The organism is Methylobacterium sp. 17Sr1-1, from assembly GCF_003173775.1.
In the GTDB taxonomy this organism is placed as follows: domain Bacteria; phylum Pseudomonadota; class Alphaproteobacteria; order Rhizobiales; family Beijerinckiaceae; genus Methylobacterium.
The window spans coordinates 2,461,803-2,482,112 of sequence record NZ_CP029552.1; the positions used below are offsets into that span (position 1 = coordinate 2,461,803).

Sequence of the window (20,310 nt, forward strand, 5' to 3'; positions counted from 1 at the left end):
CTTTGCGACTAGGCAACGGGAAGTCCGCGACCGCGGTGACGTGATCCATCGACGTGGCGGAGGTGGTTTGGCGCTCTGCAACCAACCCAGCCTGTCCGATGCGCTTGCCCGCCGGAGCTGACGCTATCGCACTGGCCGGCCGAGGCCACTGACCAGCATCCCCGATGATGATGCAGCCGGCAGTGCCCGCACCTGCCCGCACTTCCGCAACTGTGGCGATGACTGTTCGAGCCGAGCGTCGGGCCCGGTAGGGCGAGGTTGGCGCTCACCCCGACCCGAACCGCCGGTCCTGACCCCTTGCAGACCTAGCGGCTTGCCGGATGACGCGTCTGCTCTGAGCGGAGAAGCGAACCTCCCCGGGGCGGTCACGACCTCAGAAGGCAGTGGCCTGCTTCACCCGATCCCCGGTAGCCGGGACCTTCCTTTGGACGGCACCAGGGAGGGCGTAGCCACCCTGACGGTGCACGGAACTGGCGTCAGTGGCGGGGCCCTGGGTTCTAGTCAGACCTGCTGCTGCTCGCCGGGAAAGATAGGCGCGGCCCTGTTTGGTGCGTATCAAACGTCGTCGCGAGCTCCTCCCGTGGCCTCAAAGCAAGCGCATTCCGCCGAAGCGGACACCGATTCGTTGAGAAACTGCAGAGCAAGCCAAAACTTGTAGACAATTGCCCAATGCGCTCGCGTCGAACATGGCTATAGAGAGGCGTTCTGGTTTCTATACTCGAACCATTCTCTAGACCGCCGTGCTGCATCGTCTTTTCCTCAAAGTAAGAAGCCACCTTTCGGGACGATGTTCTGAGCGATCAGCGTCCAAGAAAACGGCTCTACGTCAAAGACCACAAGGACAGTCTCACTCGATCACCCACGGCTTCGTCGAGTCGTAGGCGGCCTTGGTGGCGACGACCGAGAGATGCGCATGCTTGGTGTGCTTGTTCGAGCCCTTGTACGGCCGCCAAGCCCAGGGCTGGACTTGGCCAACCGCATACGAGCTGCAGATCTTCCCATTCGAGATGATGTACTTAACTCTGGGATCCTTGCTGCGCCGAATAGCCTCGACTACCGCGTGCGCATCGCACATACCCGCACGATCATCGAAGGTTATGTCGTAGGCCGTCACCACCCCGACTCCACCGTCCCGCACATGCGCGCAGTGATCGGACGGCTTGTCGGTGACGACCGCACAATGTCTGTCGTCCCCAATCATCCCGTCGCTCGACTTACGCCGATTGGGCCATCTCGCGTTGATCTGGGTCTTCAATGTCTCTAGGCAGTTGGCGGGACGCCAACCCGTCACAGGGCCGAAATCGACATCGCTCTCGTGCTCGGGCTCCGCGTCCAGATCGACATGCAAGTCGAAGTCTTCGCCACCCTCCAACGAGAACGCCTTTGCGTAGTCGTCAGGCTCGGCGTCCCCAAAGGTCCGCACTTTGCTGCCCGCGCCGTCGGCTTCAGCTCGACGCTCATCTTCCATGATCACCTACCTCCGTACGATTGAAGAACGCCCTGGACCGTCGGCGAAGGCTCGACTGCCCGAACTCGCATCACCTTGACGGAAGCGTAATATCGCGCTCACTCTTCCGCAAGCGAGCAATGTCGCATGGATCGCGACGTCTTCGCTTCGATTGCGCTGTCGAGGACACACGATGCCATACAGAACGTTGCCGGGTCGCCCCGAAGGCTACGCGCTGCTAGCCTTCGACCGCGAGGGCGTCGAGCGGGACGACCCCGTCGGCGAAGGCGGACCCTTTTCGGCGCATATCATCCGGCGGGCCGTGCAGGAGCGGGCGACCGACATCTTCATCCAGTGCCATGGCTGGAAGGGCGACGTGCCAGCCGCCATCGACCAGTATGACCGCTGGTTCGGCGCGATGGTGGCGCTCGCGCCGGACGCGGAGGCCATGACACGGCTGTCGTCCGGGTTCAGGCCCTTTCGGATCGGGGTGCACTGGCCGAGCCTGCCCTGGGGCGACGAGGAGCTTGGGCCCGCGGCCTCCTTCTCCATGGGGACCGACCTCGTCGAACTCTACACGCAGCGGCTCGGCGTACGGCCGGGACTGCGTGAGGCGGTGGAGCGGGTCGTCGCGGCGGCGGAGCGCGAGCCCGACGCGGCCCGCCTTCCGCCCGATGCCGAGGACGCCTATCGTGAGATCGACGCCCTGCTCACCGAGATCGGCTCGGCGGGCGAGGCAGGCGCCCCTGGCGACGACCGCAAGCCCTTCGATCCGCAGACCTACTTCAATGCGGCCCAAGCGGAGGCGAGCTTCGGGTGGAGCGAGGGGTTGGGCGGCATCCTCGCCCCCCTGCGGCAGCTCTCGTTCTGGAAGATGAAGGAGCGGGCGCGCGCGCTCGGCGAATCGGGCCTGAACGCCTTCCTGGCGGACCTTCGGCGTGGAACGGGCGCGCGGATTCACATCATGGGCCACAGCTTCGGCTCCATCGTCGCCTCGGCCATGGTCTGCGGGCCGAGCGGAGCCGGGAAGGGTCAGGCCGTCTCGTCCCTGGCGCTGGTGCAGGGCGCCCTGTCGCTCTGGTCGTATTGCGATGACATTCCCGTCTCGCCCGGCCGGCCGGGTTATTTCCAGCGCCTCATCGCCGAAGGGCTCGTCACCGGACCGATCATCATCACCCGAAGCCGGCACGACGTCGCGTTGGGCCGCTACTATCCGCTGGGGGCGGGGGTGGCGGATCAGGTCGATTACTCCACCATCGGAGAGCTGCCCCGCTACGGCGCGGTCGGCACGTTCGGGGCCAAGGGGCTGACGCAGGCGGCCGTCGAGGCGGACTTGGAGGACGCCGCGCATCAGTACGGCTTCGAGCGCGGGCGCATCTACAACCTCGATGGCGACCGCTTCATCAAGGATGGCGGAGGCTCCTCCGGCGCACACAACGACATCGACGGCCCCGAGGTCGCCCACGCCGTCTGGCAGGCCGCCCTGGCCGGCGCCCGGACATCGTGAGGATCCGACATGCCCATAGACGAGATGGACGAGGAACTGGTCGCCAACGGCGTGTCGGCGGCGACCGGAGCGGTGCTGCCTCAGCCCGACCCGGCGGCGGTCGAGCGCCTGATCCGGGGCGAGGGATCGGCGTCGCTGACTGTCGTCGATAACCGGATCAAGAAGGCCAGGACGGTGACGGTCGACGGCGTCGAGCTGGAGAGCTTCGGGATCGACCACACGCTAGACCCGGAGGATCTTGCCCAGGCCGGATGGGGCGTCATCTTCGCGGCCGACATAGGCGACGACGTCAAGCGCGCCCTTGCGCCGTTGCTGGAGAAGCGAAAGGCACAGGCGGGCAAGCATTACCACGCGTTCGAGGACGTGCGGCCCGACGACGACGCGGTCGCGTGGCTCGGGCGCCAGGGCTACAAGCCCGGCCTGGACATCGTCGATCCGGAGAAGGGTGTCCCCTATTACCTACTGATCGTCGGCTCGCCGGCCTCCATACCGATGTCGTTCCAGTACGTCCTGGACACCTACTGGGCAGTCGGACGCATCTTCTTCCCGGCCTGCGACGACTACGCGCAATACGCGCGAAGCGTGGTCGCCTACGAGGAGGCCGAACGACCGCCCCAGTACGTCAAGCGAGCCGTCCTCTTCGCGCCCGAGCACGCCTTCGATGCCGCGACGCGGATGTTCACGCGCGACGTCGCGAAGCCGTTCTTGGACGAAGGCGGCGCCAGGCCGCTCGGGCGCCGACAGAAATTCCACGTCCAGCCGCTTATCGGGGACGACGCCACGAAGGAAAAGCTGGTGACGGCGCTGCGCGGAGGCGGGGACGACGGCAAGGCCGCGCCCGCATTGCTGTTCTCGGGAGGCCACGGCATGGCCTTCGACCGGGGTCACGAGTTGCAGGTCGAACACCAGGGCGCGCTGGTCTGCCAGGACTGGAAACCCGGTCACCCCGTCCAGCCGACGGACTACTTCAGCGCATCCGACGTGAAGGACATGAATCTCAGCGGCATGATCCACTTCATGTTCGCCTGCTACGGCGGGGGCTGGGAGATGTACGACACGTTCCGCGACGAGAACGGGCGCGCGCCTCAGATCGCCGACGCTCCGCGTATCGCCCGGCTTCCGCAGGCCATGCTCGCCCATCCCGAAGGCGGCGCCCTGGCCGTCGTCGCCCACGTCGATCGGGCTTGGTCCTATTCCTTCAGGACGGCCTCCGGCGGCATCCAGACGACCGGCATGCGGGAGGTTCTCGATCTCATCCTCATGGGGCGTCGCGTCGGCAACGCCTTGGACCGTTTCAACCTGAAATGGGCCGTGCTTAGCGCACCGCTGGCCGATGCCATGCGTGATTTCGAGCGCGGGACGACGAGCGCCCAGCAGTTGGCGAAACTCTGGATCGCACGGGACGACGCGCGCAATTACGTCGTCATCGGCGATCCCGCCGTCCGCTTGCGTGTGGAGAATATGAGGCCGTCCGTCTAGCGCATCGGTCCGAAACGCGGTTTCCGGCTTTCGGAAAAAAGCCAATATGGGACAGCAACTTAGACAATTGCCCTGGATTTCATATCCAGGACGATTGTCTAGGGATTGGCCTCCTCGACCTTCAAGGGAAGCGTCTTGGCGGGGGGAGCGGTGCGCCGGAGCCGAACCGTCTGCCCCGACAGCGCAGCGACGACCTCTTCGGACAGGCGCTCGTCGTCGGGGTCGGACGGATCCAATCCGGTGAAGGTCAGCGTCGGCTCCGAGAAGTCCGTGAAGAGCGAGACGCCTTGAGCGCGCTCGAACAGACTATCGAGTCCGTCCGGATCGCCGGGTTCGAGCCCGAGCGTGTTCAGCGTTCCGCTCGCCCGGCACTGGATATAGAACCGCATGCGATTGGTCATGTAGTTCAACCCGTAGCTGAAGTCGGGCAGCCCGACCTCGCCGGCGGCCCTCAGCTCGGCCAGCGCCTGCCGATGACGTCCGCTCAAGGCCGCGGTCTCGGCGAGGACGACATGAGCGTCGGCGGACGCGCCCTTCTCTACGAGCCGGCCGGCCAACTCCGCCGCCCCTTGTCTCTCGCCGGTCCTGAGCAGGACGTACATGGCCAGTGTGGCCGCCCCGACGCGTTGCGCCTCGAAGCCTTCGATCTCCGACAGGTGGAGTTCCTGCGAGACGGTCGCGACCTCGTCGAGGCGGCCCTCCATCCGCAGCGCCTGGAGTTCGTTGATCAGCCCAACGCCGAGATCGACCGTCGTCTCGGCGGCGGCGATCGACCGGTCGGCATCCACGGGTGCCGACAGAACGAGATCCGAACCCGCGGGAAGCACGACGTTGAGGGCCGCATGCCCCGCTCGCAGCACCTGCAGCCCGAGCCGAACGCCCGCCTCGGACCGTATGCGCTGGCCCGAGCCGCGAGCCTCGATGGAGACGGCACCGGAGGCCGCCTCGGACCAGACCGAGTCCGTGATCCCGAAGGCCCGCACCTTGACCAAGTGGTCGTCCGGCGCGTGGCGGATTTCCTCCAGCTGCACGCCGAATCGTACCACGGCAGCGTTGAACGACGAAGAATGCCGTCTCACAAACCGCATGGCGTCGTCGAAGCCGCTCCTCGCCGTCTCGCCGAGCATCGTGACGAGATGGTCCTTAAGGAACGCGTCCACGCTGGGCAGCGCCTTCAGATCCTCGACGACCTTCGTGACATCGACCGCCCCGTGTTCATCAATCCTGACCTGTTGGCTGATCCTGGTCCCGACTGGAAGGGCGACGCTGAAGATGTAATCTCCAGCGGAGAGCGTGTTCAAGGTGGACGCGAGCCTCGCCACCGTCGTGCGCTCGACGAGCGTGTCGTCTTGTCGGCGAATTTCGAGCGGGAGCGTTCGCAGCAGATCGGTCCCAGCCATAACGGCCTTGGAGAAATACTCTCTCATCGGCTCATCTCCAGTGTATAGTTGAACGACGGCGGCCGTATCTCCACGATTTCCTCGACATGGGCGAATTTTGGATTTTGGTTCATATCGGTCACGACCGCGCTGATGAGGTAGCTGCCCGCAGGCAAGTCGCACGCGTAGGGATACTGAATGGGTGGTGCCGGAAAGCCGGGAGCTGCCGCGTTGTTTGGCCTGCGCAGGATCGGAGCGGTGATCTTGTGGGCCGCCTCGGGATTCACGTGGAACTGGCAGCTCACGAGAGGAGGTCCGTTCAGGCCGCGTATTTCCGTTCGCTCCGCTGCGTTAAACTTGTCCACCTCAAGCGACCTGAGCTTCGCGCCGGCGGCCTTGTTGAAATCCTGCACATTGCTGCTGATGACGCGCACGAGTTCGTTCATGGTGAGGACCCAACTGGAAGATGTGCCCTCGACGAGACGCTCTCCAGCCCGTCCTTCGAGGCACGCCTTGAAGTCCTTCCCGAACACGGAAATCTGACCGGGTGCGCCATAAGTCTTCTCTCCGGCTCCCGCCGCATAGAGGATAGGAGCCGTACGGCCATCGACGGGGGCCTCGACGTCGAACAACCCGGCAGCCGGGGCAACGATGTATTTTCTCAATTTGCCGACCGTACTCCGGCATGCATCTATAACGTAGAGTTGTTTGCGAGCGATTTGCGGGGCTGATTCGTTGGCCATAAAGTCGCGGAGATTCATGACATCGACTGTGTTGCCGAGGACGGCTCCCACATTCTGCAGAAAGTCTTCGAGCAGCAGCACGACGTCGCCGCCAGTGCGCTGGATGCCGTGGCCGGCGAAGTAGAAGAGGGTTGCATCGTCCATACGGAACGATGCGTCGTTCCGCCAATCGAATATTGCCCGCATCACGTTCTTCAGGTGAGCCGCAGGCAGGTTCTTAAACGCCGTTCCCTGCTGGCCGATTGGCTCATCAGACGAGGGAGATGCGAGCAACCGCAAGGTCTTCAGGGCAGGTCTCATTGAGGCCGCCTGTTTCAGGAGGACGTCGGCCAGTTCGACGACGGTCAAGGCCGGCGAGGCAAGCTGGCCGAGGCCGTAGGTCTCGTCCGCAGCATGATCACTGCCATTCAAGTACGGGTAGGAGCTGACCCCGATAAGGATGGCATGTAGTCCGGGTCGGTCAATGTGGTTTTCATCGAATATGAGGCCCAGATCATTTCGCATGTGTGCACTGCCATCAACACCGGCCAGCTCAGGTCGCAGAGCATGCTAGAGTACAACATCCGCCTCCGGCGAGAGCAAGTGCCTTCGTCAGCTCGTCACCCTGGTCGAGACCGCCCGCACCGGAGCGCTCGCCTCCGACGATTTTGGAGCAGCGCGCTGTTGGAGTGTGGTTACAGAGGTAGTTCTCCCAAAAATGAGTAAGAAAATTGAAAGCCTGGAGTGTCCGAATTTTAAATCGAAGAAGTCCATCCCCAAAGCCCCCTCCGCGGCCAAGCTCGGGATGCAGGCGAAGCTCGGGATGTCGGCTGAGGCTAGGCGCGATGTGGGCGGGCTTCGAACTCTTCCGCACATTTCCCCTCGACGCCGATTGCAACCGTGCCGACCCGAAGCGGGCTGGGAAGCTGACCATGCCGATACTGGCGTTGGCCGGCGCGGCCAGCGCGTTCGCACCTTTTACCGAGGCTATGATGCGGGAGGTGGCGGAGGACGTGACTTTCGGGACCATCGAGCGGGCAAACCACTGGGTGCCCGGGGAGAACGCCGAGGCGCTAGTCGGCGTCATCACGGCCGTTCCGTAGGGCCGGACCCCAGCGAGCATTCGCCGAGGACATTGTGGCCGCTGTAACCTGTCATTCAGTGCTAATGGCAGGTTTCAGAGGCATGCCTTTTAAGGTGTTAAATACTTGGAAACGTTGCAAAAAATGACCATCGCGCAGCCAAGCTTGATGATGCTTCCGTGGAGGTGAAGATGCTCAGGACGCCAGAAAGCCGAGAGAGTGAAAATACTGCCTCTTGAGAGGATTATTCTCAGATAAGACGTAGCAAAAAACACCTTAAAAGGCATGGGTTTCAGAGGCTGAGCGGCTATTCCAGCGGCTCTGTACATAAAGCCGCTTATGGCGCATCTCTGCCTTTCGCCGACTCGCCTAACTATGGGCCTAAGTGTCCCCACGACTCAAGTGCATCTATGAGTACCCCCGTGAGGCAGTCACGGTGAGACGCCCACGCCCTGTCTCATAAGGTTGTCGTGCGGCCTGTGAGACAGCTACAAGGGATTGTCTAGACCCTGCGAGACATTCTATGGCCCGGATCGGCTACGCCCGCGTCTCCACCCTCGACCAAGACCTCACCGTGCAGCTCGCCGCCCTGAAGGCCGCCGGCTGCGACATCGTCCGGGCCGAGAAGGTGTCCGGATCCTCGACCGTCGGGCGCGACGAGTTGCGCACCGTGCTCGCCTTCATCCGCGCGGGCGATACGCTGGTCGTCACCCGCGTCGACCGGCTGGCGCGCTCGATCGGCGATCTCCAGGACATCGTGCGCGAGCTGAGAGGGAAGGGGGCGGGCCTGCTCGCGACCGAGCAGCCGATCGACACCTCGACCGCCGCCGGCAAGGCGTTCCTCGACATGCTGGGCGTGTTCGCCGAGTTCGAGACGAACCTCAGGCGCGAGCGCCAAGCGGAAGGGATCGCCAAGGCGAAGGCGCTCGGCGTCTACAAGCGGGCGCGCACGGTCGATCCGGAGGCCGTGCGGGCGCTAGTAGGGGAGGGGAAGGGCGCCTCGGCGATCGCGCGACAGCTCGGGATCGGCCGCGCTAGCGTCTACCGGGCGCTCAAAGCGACGCCTTAGCCGGCTTGGTCTGGTCGGATGAGCGTGACATGCTGCCGGCATGAAAGACATCGCCCCCGGAGTCGACCTGGTTGTCGTTCGAGAGACGAAAGACCCGGACAACCCAGCCCCGGCCCAACTATGGGCGGCAGCCGTCCCGCACGGCCAGGCGATCGAGGTGGTCCGAGCCCTCGCGCCGGAGGGCTGGCATATGGAGATGTCGCGGGACTATCCGAGGCGCAAGTTAGCCGCCGATCTTAATCTCAGGCCGGGCGACTCCCGCGAGATCGTCGGAGCTGCATAGCCACGACCCGATCCGATCCCGCACAAGTGAAGGTCGGGAACGGGCGAAGGCGGAGGGCATCCGCATGAGCCGCAAGCCCAAGCTTACACCGCACCAGTAACGTGAGGCCATCGAGTGGCCCAACCGAGGCGAAGTGCTGGCCAAGACTGCCCGGAGCTACAACGTTAGCCACAGCGCAATTTTAAGTTTATAGGAGGAAAATATGCAGAGAATAGATAGTTCTGCTGTGCATGGTGGAGATATAAGCGGTAAAATTTTGAAGCCCGCGGGTATAAGATCACTTTGTCCACACTGTAATCAGAGAGCAATTTTTACGCTACATTCGTATTCTTCCCCCGGCCCTCAAAACTCTATTTCGGGATCAGCTATTTGCCCATCATGTAAAGAGGAAATTGGTTTCTGGTCTCTAAACCCATCTGGTGGATCATCTTTTGAATCGGCCGAGATTTACATGAGTCCTGCACCTAAAAACTACTATCCAACGCCAGGATAACTCAAAGAAATACCTTTGCCATTGAAGAAAGCACTTATCTCAACAATCGAATGCTACAATGCTGGGATTTATTCGGCAGCAGCCGTATCTGGACGCAGAACTCTAGAAGGAATATTTAAGTATCTACTTCCTGAAGGTAAAAGAAATGGTCCCTTGCATAAATTGATTGAAGAAGCTACGGCAGCTAAGGATCTATCAGGCCCGTTGAAGACACTTTCTCATGCTATTAGGACAGGAGGTAATTTAGGTGCTCATTTTGATGAGGAGCATGAGCCTGACGAGAATGTCGCAAGGCAAATGGTCGAGTTGCTGAACTATCTGGTGTCTTACCTATATGTTTTGCCAGCGCAAATCAGCCAGCTCGAGGCCGATCTAGGAAAAAATAAAACATGATGTCAGGCATAGAACCTAAGTAATTACTCGTCCCGCCCGATGAACAACGCGAGCGCCAGGCCGAAGGGATCGCCAAGGCGAAAGCGGCCGGCGTTTGCAAGCGGGCGCGCACGGTCGACCCGGAGGCTGTGCGTAAGTTTGCAGGGAGGGGGCTGGCGCCTCGGCGATCGCTCGTGAGTTGGGGATCGGCCGGGCGAGCGTCTTACCGGGTCCTCAAAGCGACACCCCAACCTTAAGCCCCGGCTTGCCGGAGCGGCGGCACATTTTACTTCACAACAAGTCGGGGAAAAGCCCCGGAGGATCTGATGGACATGGATGAGTGCGACGCGGCATTCCGCAAGGTCCGGCCGGGTCAGTATGCCGACATCCCGTACGGGATATTCGAGATGCTGTTCCCGCCCGGCGTTCAGAGCGATGACGCCAAGGGGGCGGCCTATGACTATGCCAAGGCACGCGGTCTTCGTGTTGAGCATCATTCCGAGCTCCGCTCGGTGTGGTTCGTCAGGGACGCCGGGGACGGGGCTGGTGATCATGACATTTAAGAATTGCGAGCCGGCCCGTAGGGCAATTGCTCGTGCGTCGAGGGGCCTTGCAGCGGGAGCGATGTGCTTATCGCCCATGAGCGCTCTTGCCCAGGCAATCGATACGGCGCGGCCGCAGATGGAGATGATGAAACGCATCGACTTTGAAATCAGCAACTATGCAACGCGCCTCAAACTTGGATCCACCGTTATAACCTACTGCCGCGTGCAAATGCAGCTTGATACAAGGCATGCATCAGATGGATCGATACCGTTCGGTGTAAATTACCGAAATATTCAATCACAGGAAGAACTAAAAAACATAATTTGGATACGTGAGGCTTATGAGATTACTTATCTCAAGCTTTGCATTGCGCGAGCTAAGCGCGATCTCGAAATCCTTGAGAAGCCGTGAGGCCCGGCAGCGACGCTGCTTAGACCTGAAGCGTTTGCCGGGCCCTTTGCCGTAACTGAGAGTGGGCGAGCCTCTTCCTTCTAGACCTCGCCCGGCCCCGTCGCCAAGGCCAGCAGCCGGGCGCGCATCTCACCGATCACCTCGTCCGGCTGGCCCCACTCGGGATCGGCGTCGGCCTTCGCTATGACCTCGGAAAGCACGCGCGAACGCCTCGTCCTCGATCCCGAGCCTGCGGGCGAGATCGAGGAGGCGGTCGGCCGGGTTCTCGCGGATCATGCCGGCGTACCACGGCCAGCGGTGGCGCTGCCTGGTCGCCCGGAGGTAGCGAACCCAAGCGGCGCCGTCAGGGACGACCTCGATCCCTCCGCGCCTGCCGCATCCGGTGCAGCGCATGCGGTCCCCGGTCTGGTCGAGGCTGACGTCGTGGGGAAGCGGCAGTTCCATCGCCGGCATCTCGGCCGAGTTGCTTGCAGATCGGGCAGTGGAACGAGAGGGTAAGTCGGGCCTTGCGCGCCTCGCCGAGAAGGATGGGGGAAGCGCATGCCGGGCCATCTCGAACCATAGCGCGGAGAACGGAGGCGGAACAGGGCCGAGGCGCCGTCAGCTCCTCGCCAGGGCGATCGGCCGGGCGCCCAACTCGCTCACCTAGGGTCAAAACCCAATCAGCTTGACCGCATGAGGGGCCGCTGAGGGTCCAGGCTGTGTGAAAAGGCGGTTTGGGTAGCTGGGTCGCTGAGTGAGCCCTTGCAGCGAACTCGCGTGCAGAGGGGGCTTACGCCTGGATTGCCGTGATCAGCGCTCCAACCCCGACGATCTGGATCATGCGCTTCATGTTGTAGGCCAGAACCTGCAGGCTCATCTCGGTTCTGACCTTCGCGAGTGTCCGCGTCAGGAAGTGCGTCGCCCCCATCCAGGCCTTCATCGTGCCGAACGGATGCTCCACGGTCTGGCGACGGATCAGCATCGCGTCCGGCATCCGGTCGAGCCGCTCCTGCATCGCATCGAGCACGCCCTCATGCACCCAGCGCTTGATCCGACGCGCCTTCGTCGGCGTGCAGCGGGGTTTGAGCTCACAACGCGAGCAAGCCTTGGGATTACTGTAGGGATCCATCGCGTCATCTCCGGACTGGCGGTCGGACCGGGCGGCCCCCTTGGTCAGATGCTGGCCGGCGGGGCAGGTGTAGTGATCTTTCTCGGCGTCGTAGATGAAGTCTTGTCCGGTGAAGAGACCTCGCTTGGCGTGGTTCGAGGTGAGGGTCTTGGGCACGCACGGCAGGAGGCCGGTGCCTTCACACGCCAGAACTTGATCGCCGTTGAGGTAGCCCCGGTCAGCCAGCACCGTGAGCGTGGCGCATCCCGTCACCTCTTGGGCCAGGAGACCCATCGGAACGAGCTGGACGCGGTCGTTGCCGATGTTAGTCACGGCGTGGGCGACGATCAGATGATGCTCGGCATCGACCGCCGCCTGAACGTTGTAGCCGACGATGCCAGTTCCCTTGCCGCGGGTGGCCATCGAGCGAGCATCGGGGTCGGTCAACGAGACCTGCTGGTCGGGGGCCTCCTCGACCTGCTGGCGCATCGCCTGCAGGTCCTTCATCTGCTCGCGCAGAGCGGTGATCTTCTCAGTGAGCCGTGCCGTTCGTGCTTCGGCGACGTCACTCGGCTGGCGGTCGGCCCGGTCCAGGGCCGCGAGATAGCGCGCGACGCTCGCCTCAACCTGCGCCAGACGCGCCTCGACCTTGGCGACCGTGAAGTTCTTGTCGCGATTGTTGACCGCCTTGAACTTGCTGCCGTCGATCGCGACCACCGCCTTGCTGAACAGGTTCAGGCGACGGCAGAGGACGACGAACTGTGCGCAGGTGGCCTGGATCGCAGGTCCATTGTTCTTGCGGAAGTCGGCCAGGGTCTTGAAGTCGGGCATCAGCCGGCCGCTCAGCCACATCAACTCGATGTTGCGCTGGGTCTCGCGTTCGAGACGGCGGCTCGACGGGACGCGGTTGAGGTAGCCGTAGAGGTAGATCTTGAGAAGTGTCGCCGGGTCGTAGGCTGGACGGCCGGTCGCCTCGGGCACGGCTCTGGCAAAACCGAGGGTGGCGAGATCGAGTTCGTCGACAAAGACCTCGACGAGGCGGACCGGGTTATCCGCTGTCACGTAATCATCGAGGCAATCAGGCAGGAGCGTGCTCTGACGACGATCATCACCGGCGATGAAGCGGGACATCCCGACCTCCTCAGATCGGTGACAAGCTTAGCAGATAAGGGCGTTTTCACACAGCCTCGATCGAAAGCAGACCCCCACATGGTCAAGCTGATTGGGTTTTGACCCTAGTACCCGCACAGCGCCGATCGCCATCTTTAAAGCTTGATAGAGCTTATATTCTTAATGGGATATCTGAAACTATTACCTTGTTTTCAGCCGCAATCACTCCAACATTTGTAAGCTGTAAAACAAAAGCCTCGCGTACTATCTCAGGATATAAACATGGACCAATAATAATTAGATCAATGAATTCAGCAGGACTGGCGCCCATGAAGTTTGCTTCTGGTATATCATCGAGCTTCAGCTTATATATCTGTTGTGGCGTTCCGCGAACAGATACTATATCGCCTGAGATATGATCGGTAGATTTATCCTTTGGTCTATATACAACGCGCCATTCTCTTTCTTCCCTAAAGCCAGGATGCTTTATGCAAAACTGCAATGCTTGCAAATTTCTCCAAAGGTCGTTCAAAAATCCAACATTATTCTGAATGTATGAAATGTTATTTTCAATATTGTAGACAAGTTTATTGAAAAGACTCATGAAATCGGAAATGGGTAAATAATGTACGGGGTATGTATTTGCTCCAAGTTCGTCATTGTGCGCGACAAACGGTCTATTATTTACTACGATTGCGACGCCACTATTACCGCCGTAGGCACGCCACATTGACAATCTTCCATGCAGATCTTCGCTTGCATCATGCTCAGACATGCATGAAATGTAAGTGGCTGCATTGTGTTTATCCATCATTCTGGGTATATCAGCTAAAAGACCAATTCCGTTTTCGCCGAATTTGGTTTCAATGATGTTTTTAAGCTTAATGCCTCCTGAGCTAGATAGGGCAACCATTAAACAGTTTCTACCATATTCCAATTCGGAATAATCATTCATGGTCAATGCATTGCGCATCCAAACCGATCTGCTTCCTATTATCTGCATGGCAACGTCTGCGCTTGTATAGTGCACAAATCTTAGAAGTTGTGCTTCTTTAAATCGATCAATCAAATACGAAAATATATTATTAAATGCATTGTAGCTATAGGATGACATAGATCGACCTTTGGGTATATGATGTTGAAAATAGGTTGTCATATACCCCAGAGACTCGCAACAAGCTTTCAGCAATGAAGAATGGTCGAAATTTCGGGATTGCTCCGGCCGCACATGCCGTCCCTCGCGCCGGCCTTATCTCACCTCTTCGCATAGGAACAGTCGCGTCGCTTGATTTCCGCGACGATCAGCGCGCAGGCCTGCACGAGGTCGCCGCGCCCGCCACCGGGCGCGTAAGATCGCGTATGGAACCTGCTGCTCTGATGCCATCCGAACCGCTGCTCCCGACCCTCTACAGACCTTCGGAAGGTCCGCTTGCAGGCGCTCTAATTCAGACCCAGCGGGCTGCGGTCAGCCTATGGGTAAGACCGTGTCACGCCTGGACGGGTCGTCGGCACTCTCGCGAAGCGAAAGCCTCGCGTGCCCGCTTAATTTCGGCATGGTGCGTCTCCGCCCAGATCCACACACCGCAGAATGCGGCACCTAGGCTCTCGCCGAGCGGCGTGAGCGCGTAGTCCACGTGGGGCGGGATCACCGGGTGCACCGTCCGACGCACCAAGCCGTCCTGTTCCATCTGGCGAACTGTCTGGGTCAGCATCTTCTGGCTGATGCGGCCGACCACCCTGCCGAGTTGCGTGAAACGCAGCGTACCGCGCTCGTGCAGGGCTTCGAGGATCAGCATGGTCCACTTGTCGGCCACCTTGCCGATGATGTCTTGGACCAACGCCTCAATGGCCGGGTCGGTCTCGGTTGGGACCGGTTCCTTCCGACGCGCCTCGATCCGTGGATCGGCCTCCGCACGACGCATGCGACACTCTCCGTTTGGTGCGTATAAATCTTTTCGGTGCCTACTTCGGTTCGGAGAGCATGAGCCATAACCTCATGAGCGACAACAACGAAGGTCGCTCACATGAAGACGTCAGGGAACACCATCCTCATCACCGGCGGCGGCTCCGGCATCGGCCAAGCCCTCGCGCAACGCTTCCACGACCTCGGCAATACCATCATCGTCGCCGGCAGGCGGACGGAGGCGCTGCAGCGGACGATTGCGGGACGCCCGAACATGCATGCCATGGCGTTCGATGCGGACAGCGCCAAGGACGTAGCCGACTTTGCACGACGCGTAACGGCCGAGCACCCGGCCCTCAACGTGGTCATCAACAACGCCGGGATCATGCGCTTGGAGGCACTGGACCAGCCGCGCGACCTCTCGGACGCGGAGGCAACGGTCACCACCAATCTGCTCGGTCCCATCCGGCTCACCGACGCCCTGATCGAGCATCTCGGCCGGCAGCCCGATGCTGCCCTAGTGAACGTTACCTCCGGCCTGGCCTTCGTGCCGCTCGTGTCGGCCCCGACCTACTCGGCGACCAAGGCAGCCCTGCACAGCTACACGGTCGCGCTGCGCGAGGCGCTCAAAGGCAAGGTCGAGGTCATCGAGCTGGTGCCGCCAGCGGTGCAGACAGACCTCACCCCGGGACAGGCGACCCGCCAGGGGTACCTGCCGCTGGCCGACTTCATCGACGAGGTGATGTCACTGTTCCAAGAGCAGCCGACCCCGCGCGAGATCCTGGTGCAGCGGGTCGGCTTCCAGCGCAACGCCGAGGCCGAACACCGCTTCGACGACGCGGTGACCACACTCAACGAGATGGCCCGCAAAGCCCGCGAGGCGCAGCAATAAGAACGAAGGGCGCGGCCGACGATCCATGCTCCACCGTTTGTCCCGGCGAAGCGAGGTCTTCTTTCGGCCGCGCCAGCAAGGACTGTTTCCCACCCCGAGCAGTCCTTCGTGCGGTCAGGTCAGTTAGGGTTGAACCCCAGAGCCGGGGTGAGACCGTAAGGCCCGCTCCCCCTCACGCTATCCGCGATAGGCCGCGCTTCTCGAACACGGCGTTGATCCCCTCCAAGAGAAGATCCTGCTGCTGCCGGTCCTCATCGGCCGCGATCCGCTTCAACTGCCGGAACGCCTCGGGCGAGATGTAGGCGGTTACCACCCGCTTGCCCTCGCGCGTGCTGGCCTTCGGGTAGCGGGCAGGAGCCGGCGCCGGATCCGGTCGAGCCGCGCGGCTCTCGGGCTCGGGGGCAGACGCAACGGCCACTGCCGGAGGCTCGGCTTCCTGAGCTGGTGCCGCCGTCTTCGCGCTGAACAGGCTCGGTCGCTTCGTCACGCTTGTCCCCCTGCCGTCCTGTTGTCCTGATTGCCTGTTGGCAAGCCCACCTGTTTGCAGACCCACGCAAATAGGGATGCCATCTCTTCTGCCGCCTTGCCGCCGGGCTCGTATTCCCCGGCTGTGCGCCCGTCTATGACCGAGTACGTGTAGGCGACGCGCTGGTAGATCACCTGAGACGCGACCTGTGCGCCCTGCCCTTCAAGGCCGCTGCGGGCCTCGTCCACGATTGCGCTTCGCACCGGCGCCGACGACACCACCACCCACGCCGGCTTCTTGGCGATCGTCGCGAGATCCCGCGTCGCCTCGATGGCGTCGAGATCGAACGCAGCAGGCCGGCACGGGATCAGGATGAGGTCCGCAGCTCGCGCGGCAGCGAGCGAAGCCCGGTCCGCGTTCGGGGCCGTGTCGATGACGAGGAGATCCGCACCGTTCGCCTGGGCCGCCTCAATCAGGTTCGGCAGCCGCTCGGCGTGATCACCGATCACCTCTGGCTCGGCTGCCTCTCGCTTGTCGCCCCACTTCCGGGCGCTGGCCTGCGGGTCGAGGTCGACCAAGGCCGTGCGGTAGCCGGCGAGCGCGCCCGCCGTGGCGAGATGCACGGCGATGGTTGTTTTCCCGACGCCGCCTTTCTGACTGATGATGGCGATGGTCCGCACGCCTGCTCTCCCGCATGACACCTCGCGGGCCTGCCCACAGGCCCGCATGGCGACTCGCCCCCATAATGCTCAACGACTACAACCTTGACCGCAAGCCCTAAGATCCGGTTGAGCTTTGCCGGCAAGCAGGCCGGAGGGCAGGACCACACAAAGGCAAGATTGCTTGCCCACAAGCCGTCAAGGTGGCAACAAGGCAGGTCTTCAGGTGCGCTTGCTCCTGAGAGAGAAGAGGCATGGCGCTCCTTCCTTCCGGAGTCGGCTACCGGCCGGGTGGGTGCCTCTGGTCCTACCAGCCGGTGAACCAGAAGACGAAGATCGCAACGGCCCAGACTACGGCGGGGGCAACGAATAGGGGCAGGGCGCTTCCTACGGGGCTCATGCCGCGTGCCGCGCCCAGTAGGCGACGCTCCAGCCAAACGCGACGGCCACGACCGGCACGGCGACGAAGGCCAGGACCTGAATGTCCGTCACTGCCGATGCCACCGCCAGCGGTTGGCGTCATAAGCGAGCCAAGCGCCCACGGCGATGATCACCAGGGGGCCGCCGGCCAATGCGTAGAGCTCGAACCACGTCATTCCTTGAGCCCTCCTAAAACGGCCCTCGCCAGGAAATGTAGGCCCACCCCGAGGAGAACCCAACCCGGGGCCGCTAGGCCGAAGAAACGGATCTGCTCGGCCGTCAGGTTCCCGAGCCCATAGAGGGCGACGAAGAACGGGGCGATCAGGCCGCTACCGATCACTGCGACAGCGATGTTGTTGAGGAACGTCGCAGACAGCTTGGCCCGCTCGTTGTGGATCAGGCTCACAGCGCGCCCTCAGTGCTCATCGCGCGTCCCATCCGCCCGATTGCGGAAGCGGATCCCCGCACCGCCGCCGTTCTCGGGGATGAACTGGATACCCGCTGCTTCAAGGGCAGAGACGACTGCGCGAACGTTGTTTGCCATGCCGGCCGCAGCTCCTTCGCTTGCCTCCATTCGCTTCAAGGTTGGAACGGAGATGGTAGCCGCTTCGGCAAGCTCGGCCTGTCCTATGCCCAAAAGCACTCTTGCGGCTGCGATCTGGCGCCCCGTCACAACCGAATGATCTTTTTGGCTCATATCGATCCAAAGATGTTGACGTATGGCGTTCTGTGATCCATAAGTATCACAACGAGCCACACGGTCAACGGATCACCCCATGGCTTCTACCCGCTCCCTCCACTGGTCGCTCGCGATGAAGGAGATCGCTGCGGCCCGCACCCACCGCCCGGCGGGCCTGCTCGCCGCCCAGGGTCTCATCCGCGCCACCACCGCTAAGCGCCGCCCTCTCGTCGCCGCTGGTGAGTACGACCGCGCGGCCATCATGTCGGCCGCCATCGCCGCCGCCCGCATCCATCAGGGCCGCACCGGCTCGACCTGGGGCGAGGCCCTGTCCGTCACCCTCAAGGCCACCTAGGCGCTCGCCAAGGCCGCCCGCGCCGCCAAGGCGCACTGATCCGCCCGGGGCGGCACCCCGGATCACGCACCCACCACAACCCGACGACTTCCAATCAGGAGCTCCGCTCATGGTATCGCTGACGCTCGCCCTGCTCACCGTCCTTCCTCACCGTCGCGCCTTCGTGGCGAGCATCGCGGCCTTCGTTGCCCCGGTCGCGAAATCCGCAGCCGCAGCGGTTCTGCCTGGGGCCTCGCGGCAACAATCTTGCCAGCGCCCTACACCGATCCGAGCGCGATCCAAGTCATCTGCCCGTCGCGTTACGTGCTCTCGATGCTCTGGCGCCGCTCGAACGCCGGCAGGTTCTCACCTCGTTCGCCAGCCTCAACCGCCCACCCGTTCACATGAAGCTCGACCATGAATGCTAAAACCAATACGGCGCCGCGCTGGCTGTTCGCGTGGGACCCGCCGTCGATGCTGATCCGCACCGGCAAGTGCTTGGTGCCAAGCGACCTGTCCTGGCGCCGAGCCGACGAGATCGTGAAGGCCGGTTTCGGGACGATCGACCCTCACCACCCCTCACTCGGTACGCTGACGCTCACTACGTCTGGCCGCACCGCTCTCTCGATTGTTGAGGACGCACCGTGAAAGCTGTCCTTCGCCAGCCGCACCCTGAGTCTGCCAAGGCCGTCAACTCCATGCAGACCATGGACAAGCGGCACATTTGGACCTCTTACGCTGCCCTCAACAAGTCCATCGCCTGCAGCTGAGCGCCTTTGAAATGCCCAACGTGATCGCGTTCCCTGGGAGAGTGCGCGCCATCGACAAGACCTTCCAGAATGCCGCCTTACGGGCAGGGCTGGCTGAAGCCGAGCGTCGCGGCATCACGCGGGATCGGCTTCAGGCTGTTCTGACGACGGAGCACGATCGGCAGCTCGTGAACTACCATCTCGGCATGCTCGGGTCTGACAAAGAGGCCGAACGCAAATGGGGGGCGCTTGCTCTTTCCCGACTCCTTCACGCCGTTGGAGGTGAAGCATGAAAGCCTCGGTCCGCAAGCCGCAGGACGCCGCCAGCATCAAGGCTGGGGTCTTATCCCTTCTCGTGGCCCTGGACGGTACGCCCCCGGGCTCGCCGGCCGGTGCCGCCTATACCGCCGCCCTTCGCCGCCGTGGCGAAGACCTGGCTGCCGCCGGTGGCGTCGAGGCCCTTCGCGAGGCCCGTACCGCTGCCGTTGCCGCCTCGCCGGATCACGCCAGCGTGATCGATGCCGCATGGTCGACCATCCCGGGATGGCCTGCCTGAGATACGAGGCTCATCAGCCCAGGCCGCCCAAGGCGCAGCAAATAGGGATTATCACGCAGCGCCGAATGGCCACTCGCGACACAGCGATCAAAAACGAAAATTACAGCACTGTAACGCCAGAGACGGTCGATGAAGCTTGCCATATTATAGATTTGCAAATATCATCGGGAGCGTATGAGCATTTAATGTCTGGTCGGAGATTAGTAAGTGAGTAAAAAGAACGATTTTAGTTCATCGCTGGTCAGCCTTGCCGCTGACATCGTGTCCGCCTATGTGACGAGGAACAGCGTGCCGGTCGGGGAGCTGCCCGCGCTGATCGCCTCGACGCACTCGGCCTTGACCAAGCTCGGCGGGCCGGCTGAGCCCGCGAAGGAAGAGCGGCCCGCCCCGCTGATGCCGATCAAGAAGACGGTAACCCCGGACTATCTGATCAGCCTTGAGGATGGCCGCCAGTACCGGACGCTGAAGCGCCACTTGGCAGGGCGTGGGCTCACCCCTGAGCAGTACCGCACTAAGTGGGGCCTGCCGCCGGATTATCCGATGGTCGCCGCCAACTACGCCGCCCAGCGTTCCGAGCTGGCAAAAAGCTTCGGTCTCGGTCGGAAGGCAGCCTAAAGGCGGGGTAGCTACTCAGGCTCAGGCGGCGCCGATTATGTACCGCC

The 20,310-nt window shown here is 62.1% G+C and carries 23 protein-coding genes; 13 read left to right on the plus strand and 10 right to left on the minus strand.

The genetic code is table 11. From position 1 onward, the window contains the following. Positions 1–847 precede the first annotated feature (847 nt). The gene (locus DK412_RS11150; protein WP_204165546.1) at positions 848–1,474 is read right to left on the minus strand and encodes a hypothetical protein; all 627 of its coding nucleotides are present in this window, start codon (positions 1,472–1,474) and stop codon (positions 848–850) included. Between the two features lie 166 nt (positions 1,475–1,640). Here DK412_RS11150 and DK412_RS11155 point away from each other — a divergent pair, with 166 nt between their 5' ends. Next, positions 1,641–2,954 (plus strand): alpha/beta hydrolase, encoded by a 1,314-nt coding sequence (locus tag DK412_RS11155; RefSeq protein ID WP_109972008.1) that lies wholly within the window; start codon positions 1,641–1,643, stop codon positions 2,952–2,954. A gap of 9 nt (positions 2,955–2,963) precedes the next feature. Continuing rightward, on the plus strand, positions 2,964–4,433 hold the full coding sequence (locus tag DK412_RS11160) for a C25 family cysteine peptidase (protein WP_109972009.1): 1,470 nt from the start codon (positions 2,964–2,966) through the stop codon (positions 4,431–4,433). A 98-nt stretch (positions 4,434–4,531) separates the two neighbouring features. On the opposite strand, the gene DK412_RS11165 is transcribed toward DK412_RS11160, so the two are convergent. Both DK412_RS11165 and DK412_RS11170 read right to left on the minus strand, forming a co-directional pair. After that, the gene (locus tag DK412_RS11165; protein WP_109972010.1) at positions 4,532–5,860 is read right to left on the minus strand and encodes a hypothetical protein; all 1,329 of its coding nucleotides are present in this window, start codon (positions 5,858–5,860) and stop codon (positions 4,532–4,534) included. Next, positions 5,857–7,059: a caspase family protein gene (locus DK412_RS11170; RefSeq protein WP_109972011.1), complete on the minus strand. Its 1,203-nt coding sequence runs from the start codon at positions 7,057–7,059 to the stop codon at positions 5,857–5,859. Before DK412_RS11170 ends, DK412_RS11165 begins: the two co-directional genes overlap by 4 nt. 320 nt (positions 7,060–7,379) lie before the next feature. Here DK412_RS11170 and DK412_RS11175 point away from each other — a divergent pair, with 320 nt between their 5' ends. The 5 genes from DK412_RS11175 to DK412_RS30155 all read left to right on the plus strand — a co-directional run bounded on the left by DK412_RS11175 (position 7,380) and on the right by DK412_RS30155 (position 10,790). Continuing rightward, positions 7,380–7,637 (plus strand): hypothetical protein, encoded by a 258-nt coding sequence (locus DK412_RS11175; RefSeq protein WP_204165547.1) that lies wholly within the window; start codon positions 7,380–7,382, stop codon positions 7,635–7,637. A gap of 502 nt (positions 7,638–8,139) precedes the next feature. Beyond that, positions 8,140–8,685, plus strand: a complete 546-nt coding sequence (locus DK412_RS11180; RefSeq protein WP_109972012.1) for a recombinase family protein — start codon at positions 8,140–8,142, stop codon at positions 8,683–8,685. Positions 8,686–9,482: 797 nt separating this feature from the next. Beyond that, on the plus strand, positions 9,483–9,854 hold the full coding sequence (locus DK412_RS11185; protein WP_162596177.1) for a DUF4145 domain-containing protein: 372 nt from the start codon (positions 9,483–9,485) through the stop codon (positions 9,852–9,854). Positions 9,855–10,159: 305 nt separating this feature from the next. Next, positions 10,160–10,396 (plus strand): hypothetical protein, encoded by a 237-nt coding sequence (locus DK412_RS11190; RefSeq protein ID WP_109972014.1) that lies wholly within the window; start codon positions 10,160–10,162, stop codon positions 10,394–10,396. A 76-nt stretch (positions 10,397–10,472) separates the two neighbouring features. Beyond that, positions 10,473–10,790 (plus strand): hypothetical protein, encoded by a 318-nt coding sequence (locus DK412_RS30155; protein ID WP_162596178.1) that lies wholly within the window; start codon positions 10,473–10,475, stop codon positions 10,788–10,790. A gap of 772 nt (positions 10,791–11,562) precedes the next feature. On the opposite strand, the gene DK412_RS11195 is transcribed toward DK412_RS30155, so the two are convergent. From DK412_RS11195 to DK412_RS11205, 3 genes are all read right to left on the minus strand, one after another. After that, complete coding sequence (locus DK412_RS11195) at positions 11,563–13,011, minus strand: IS1182 family transposase (RefSeq protein WP_109972015.1); 1,449 nt, start codon at positions 13,009–13,011, stop codon at positions 11,563–11,565. Between the two features lie 151 nt (positions 13,012–13,162). Beyond that, positions 13,163–14,104: a DUF2971 domain-containing protein gene (locus DK412_RS11200; RefSeq protein ID WP_204165548.1), complete on the minus strand. Its 942-nt coding sequence runs from the start codon at positions 14,102–14,104 to the stop codon at positions 13,163–13,165. A gap of 373 nt (positions 14,105–14,477) precedes the next feature. After that, positions 14,478–14,912, minus strand: a complete 435-nt coding sequence (locus DK412_RS11205; protein ID WP_109972016.1) for a helix-turn-helix domain-containing protein — start codon at positions 14,910–14,912, stop codon at positions 14,478–14,480. Positions 14,913–15,014: 102 nt separating this feature from the next. Between DK412_RS11205 and DK412_RS11210 the strand changes: the two genes are divergently transcribed. Next, a complete protein-coding gene (locus DK412_RS11210; RefSeq protein WP_109972017.1) occupies positions 15,015–15,785 on the plus strand; it encodes an SDR family oxidoreductase in 771 nt (256 codons plus the stop codon). A 172-nt stretch (positions 15,786–15,957) separates the two neighbouring features. Here DK412_RS11210 and DK412_RS30160 read toward each other — a convergent pair whose 3' ends face one another. The 4 genes from DK412_RS30160 to DK412_RS11225 all read right to left on the minus strand — a co-directional run bounded on the left by DK412_RS30160 (position 15,958) and on the right by DK412_RS11225 (position 18,027). After that, a complete protein-coding gene (locus tag DK412_RS30160; RefSeq protein ID WP_162596180.1) occupies positions 15,958–16,272 on the minus strand; it encodes a ribbon-helix-helix domain-containing protein in 315 nt (104 codons plus the stop codon). After that, a complete protein-coding gene (gene parA, locus DK412_RS11215) occupies positions 16,269–16,931 on the minus strand; it encodes a ParA family partition ATPase (RefSeq protein WP_109972018.1) in 663 nt (220 codons plus the stop codon). Before parA ends, DK412_RS30160 begins: the two co-directional genes overlap by 4 nt. Before the next feature lie 571 nt (positions 16,932–17,502). Beyond that, positions 17,503–17,736, minus strand: coding sequence for a hypothetical protein (locus tag DK412_RS11220; protein ID WP_093570756.1), 234 nt, complete (start codon positions 17,734–17,736; stop codon positions 17,503–17,505). 9 nt (positions 17,737–17,745) lie between these two features. Then, the gene (locus tag DK412_RS11225) at positions 17,746–18,027 is read right to left on the minus strand and encodes a helix-turn-helix transcriptional regulator (RefSeq protein ID WP_109972019.1); all 282 of its coding nucleotides are present in this window, start codon (positions 18,025–18,027) and stop codon (positions 17,746–17,748) included. 79 nt (positions 18,028–18,106) lie between these two features. Here DK412_RS11225 and DK412_RS11230 point away from each other — a divergent pair, with 79 nt between their 5' ends. The 5 genes from DK412_RS11230 (at position 18,107) to DK412_RS11245 (ending at position 20,263) form a co-directional block, all read left to right on the plus strand. Further along, positions 18,107–18,364: a hypothetical protein gene (locus DK412_RS11230; RefSeq protein WP_109972020.1), complete on the plus strand. Its 258-nt coding sequence runs from the start codon at positions 18,107–18,109 to the stop codon at positions 18,362–18,364. 396 nt (positions 18,365–18,760) lie between these two features. After that, positions 18,761–18,991, plus strand: coding sequence for a hypothetical protein (locus tag DK412_RS11235; RefSeq protein ID WP_109972021.1), 231 nt, complete (start codon positions 18,761–18,763; stop codon positions 18,989–18,991). Positions 18,992–19,124: 133 nt separating this feature from the next. Continuing rightward, on the plus strand, positions 19,125–19,385 hold the full coding sequence (locus tag DK412_RS30165; RefSeq protein WP_162596181.1) for a hypothetical protein: 261 nt from the start codon (positions 19,125–19,127) through the stop codon (positions 19,383–19,385). Then, complete coding sequence (locus DK412_RS11240) at positions 19,382–19,648, plus strand: hypothetical protein (protein WP_109972022.1); 267 nt, start codon at positions 19,382–19,384, stop codon at positions 19,646–19,648. The genes DK412_RS30165 and DK412_RS11240 overlap by 4 nt, the downstream gene beginning before the upstream one ends. Before the next feature lie 207 nt (positions 19,649–19,855). Beyond that, positions 19,856–20,263, plus strand: coding sequence for a MucR family transcriptional regulator (locus tag DK412_RS11245; RefSeq protein ID WP_109972023.1), 408 nt, complete (start codon positions 19,856–19,858; stop codon positions 20,261–20,263). The last annotated feature ends 47 nt before the right edge of the window (positions 20,264–20,310 follow it).

Excerpts from the sequence above, each read along its gene's own strand:
- DK412_RS11155 (WP_109972008.1), top strand. The coding sequence starts at position 1,641 with ATGCCATACAGAACGTTGCCGGGTCGCCCCGAAGGCTACGCGCTGCTA.
- DK412_RS11160 (WP_109972009.1), top strand. The coding sequence starts at position 2,964 with ATGCCCATAGACGAGATGGACGAGGAACTGGTCGCCAACGGCGTGTCG.
- DK412_RS11165 (WP_109972010.1), bottom strand. The coding sequence starts at position 5,860 with ATGAGAGAGTATTTCTCCAAGGCCGTTATGGCTGGGACCGATCTGCTG.
- DK412_RS11170 (WP_109972011.1), bottom strand. The coding sequence starts at position 7,059 with ATGCGAAATGATCTGGGCCTCATATTCGATGAAAACCACATTGACCGA.
- DK412_RS11175 (WP_204165547.1), top strand. The coding sequence starts at position 7,380 with ATGTGGGCGGGCTTCGAACTCTTCCGCACATTTCCCCTCGACGCCGAT.
- DK412_RS11180 (WP_109972012.1), top strand. The coding sequence starts at position 8,140 with ATGGCCCGGATCGGCTACGCCCGCGTCTCCACCCTCGACCAAGACCTC.
- DK412_RS11190 (WP_109972014.1), top strand. The coding sequence starts at position 10,160 with ATGGACATGGATGAGTGCGACGCGGCATTCCGCAAGGTCCGGCCGGGT.
- DK412_RS30155 (WP_162596178.1), top strand. The coding sequence starts at position 10,473 with ATGAGCGCTCTTGCCCAGGCAATCGATACGGCGCGGCCGCAGATGGAG.
- DK412_RS11195 (WP_109972015.1), bottom strand. The coding sequence starts at position 13,011 with ATGTCCCGCTTCATCGCCGGTGATGATCGTCGTCAGAGCACGCTCCTG.
- DK412_RS11200 (WP_204165548.1), bottom strand. The coding sequence starts at position 14,104 with ATGTCATCCTATAGCTACAATGCATTTAATAATATATTTTCGTATTTG.
- DK412_RS11205 (WP_109972016.1), bottom strand. The coding sequence starts at position 14,912 with ATGCGTCGTGCGGAGGCCGATCCACGGATCGAGGCGCGTCGGAAGGAA.
- DK412_RS11210 (WP_109972017.1), top strand. The coding sequence starts at position 15,015 with ATGAAGACGTCAGGGAACACCATCCTCATCACCGGCGGCGGCTCCGGC.
- DK412_RS11225 (WP_109972019.1), bottom strand. The coding sequence starts at position 18,027 with ATGAGCCAAAAAGATCATTCGGTTGTGACGGGGCGCCAGATCGCAGCC.
- DK412_RS11230 (WP_109972020.1), top strand. The coding sequence starts at position 18,107 with ATGGCTTCTACCCGCTCCCTCCACTGGTCGCTCGCGATGAAGGAGATC.
- DK412_RS11235 (WP_109972021.1), top strand. The coding sequence starts at position 18,761 with ATGAATGCTAAAACCAATACGGCGCCGCGCTGGCTGTTCGCGTGGGAC.
- DK412_RS30165 (WP_162596181.1), top strand. The coding sequence starts at position 19,125 with ATGCCCAACGTGATCGCGTTCCCTGGGAGAGTGCGCGCCATCGACAAG.
- DK412_RS11240 (WP_109972022.1), top strand. The coding sequence starts at position 19,382 with ATGAAAGCCTCGGTCCGCAAGCCGCAGGACGCCGCCAGCATCAAGGCT.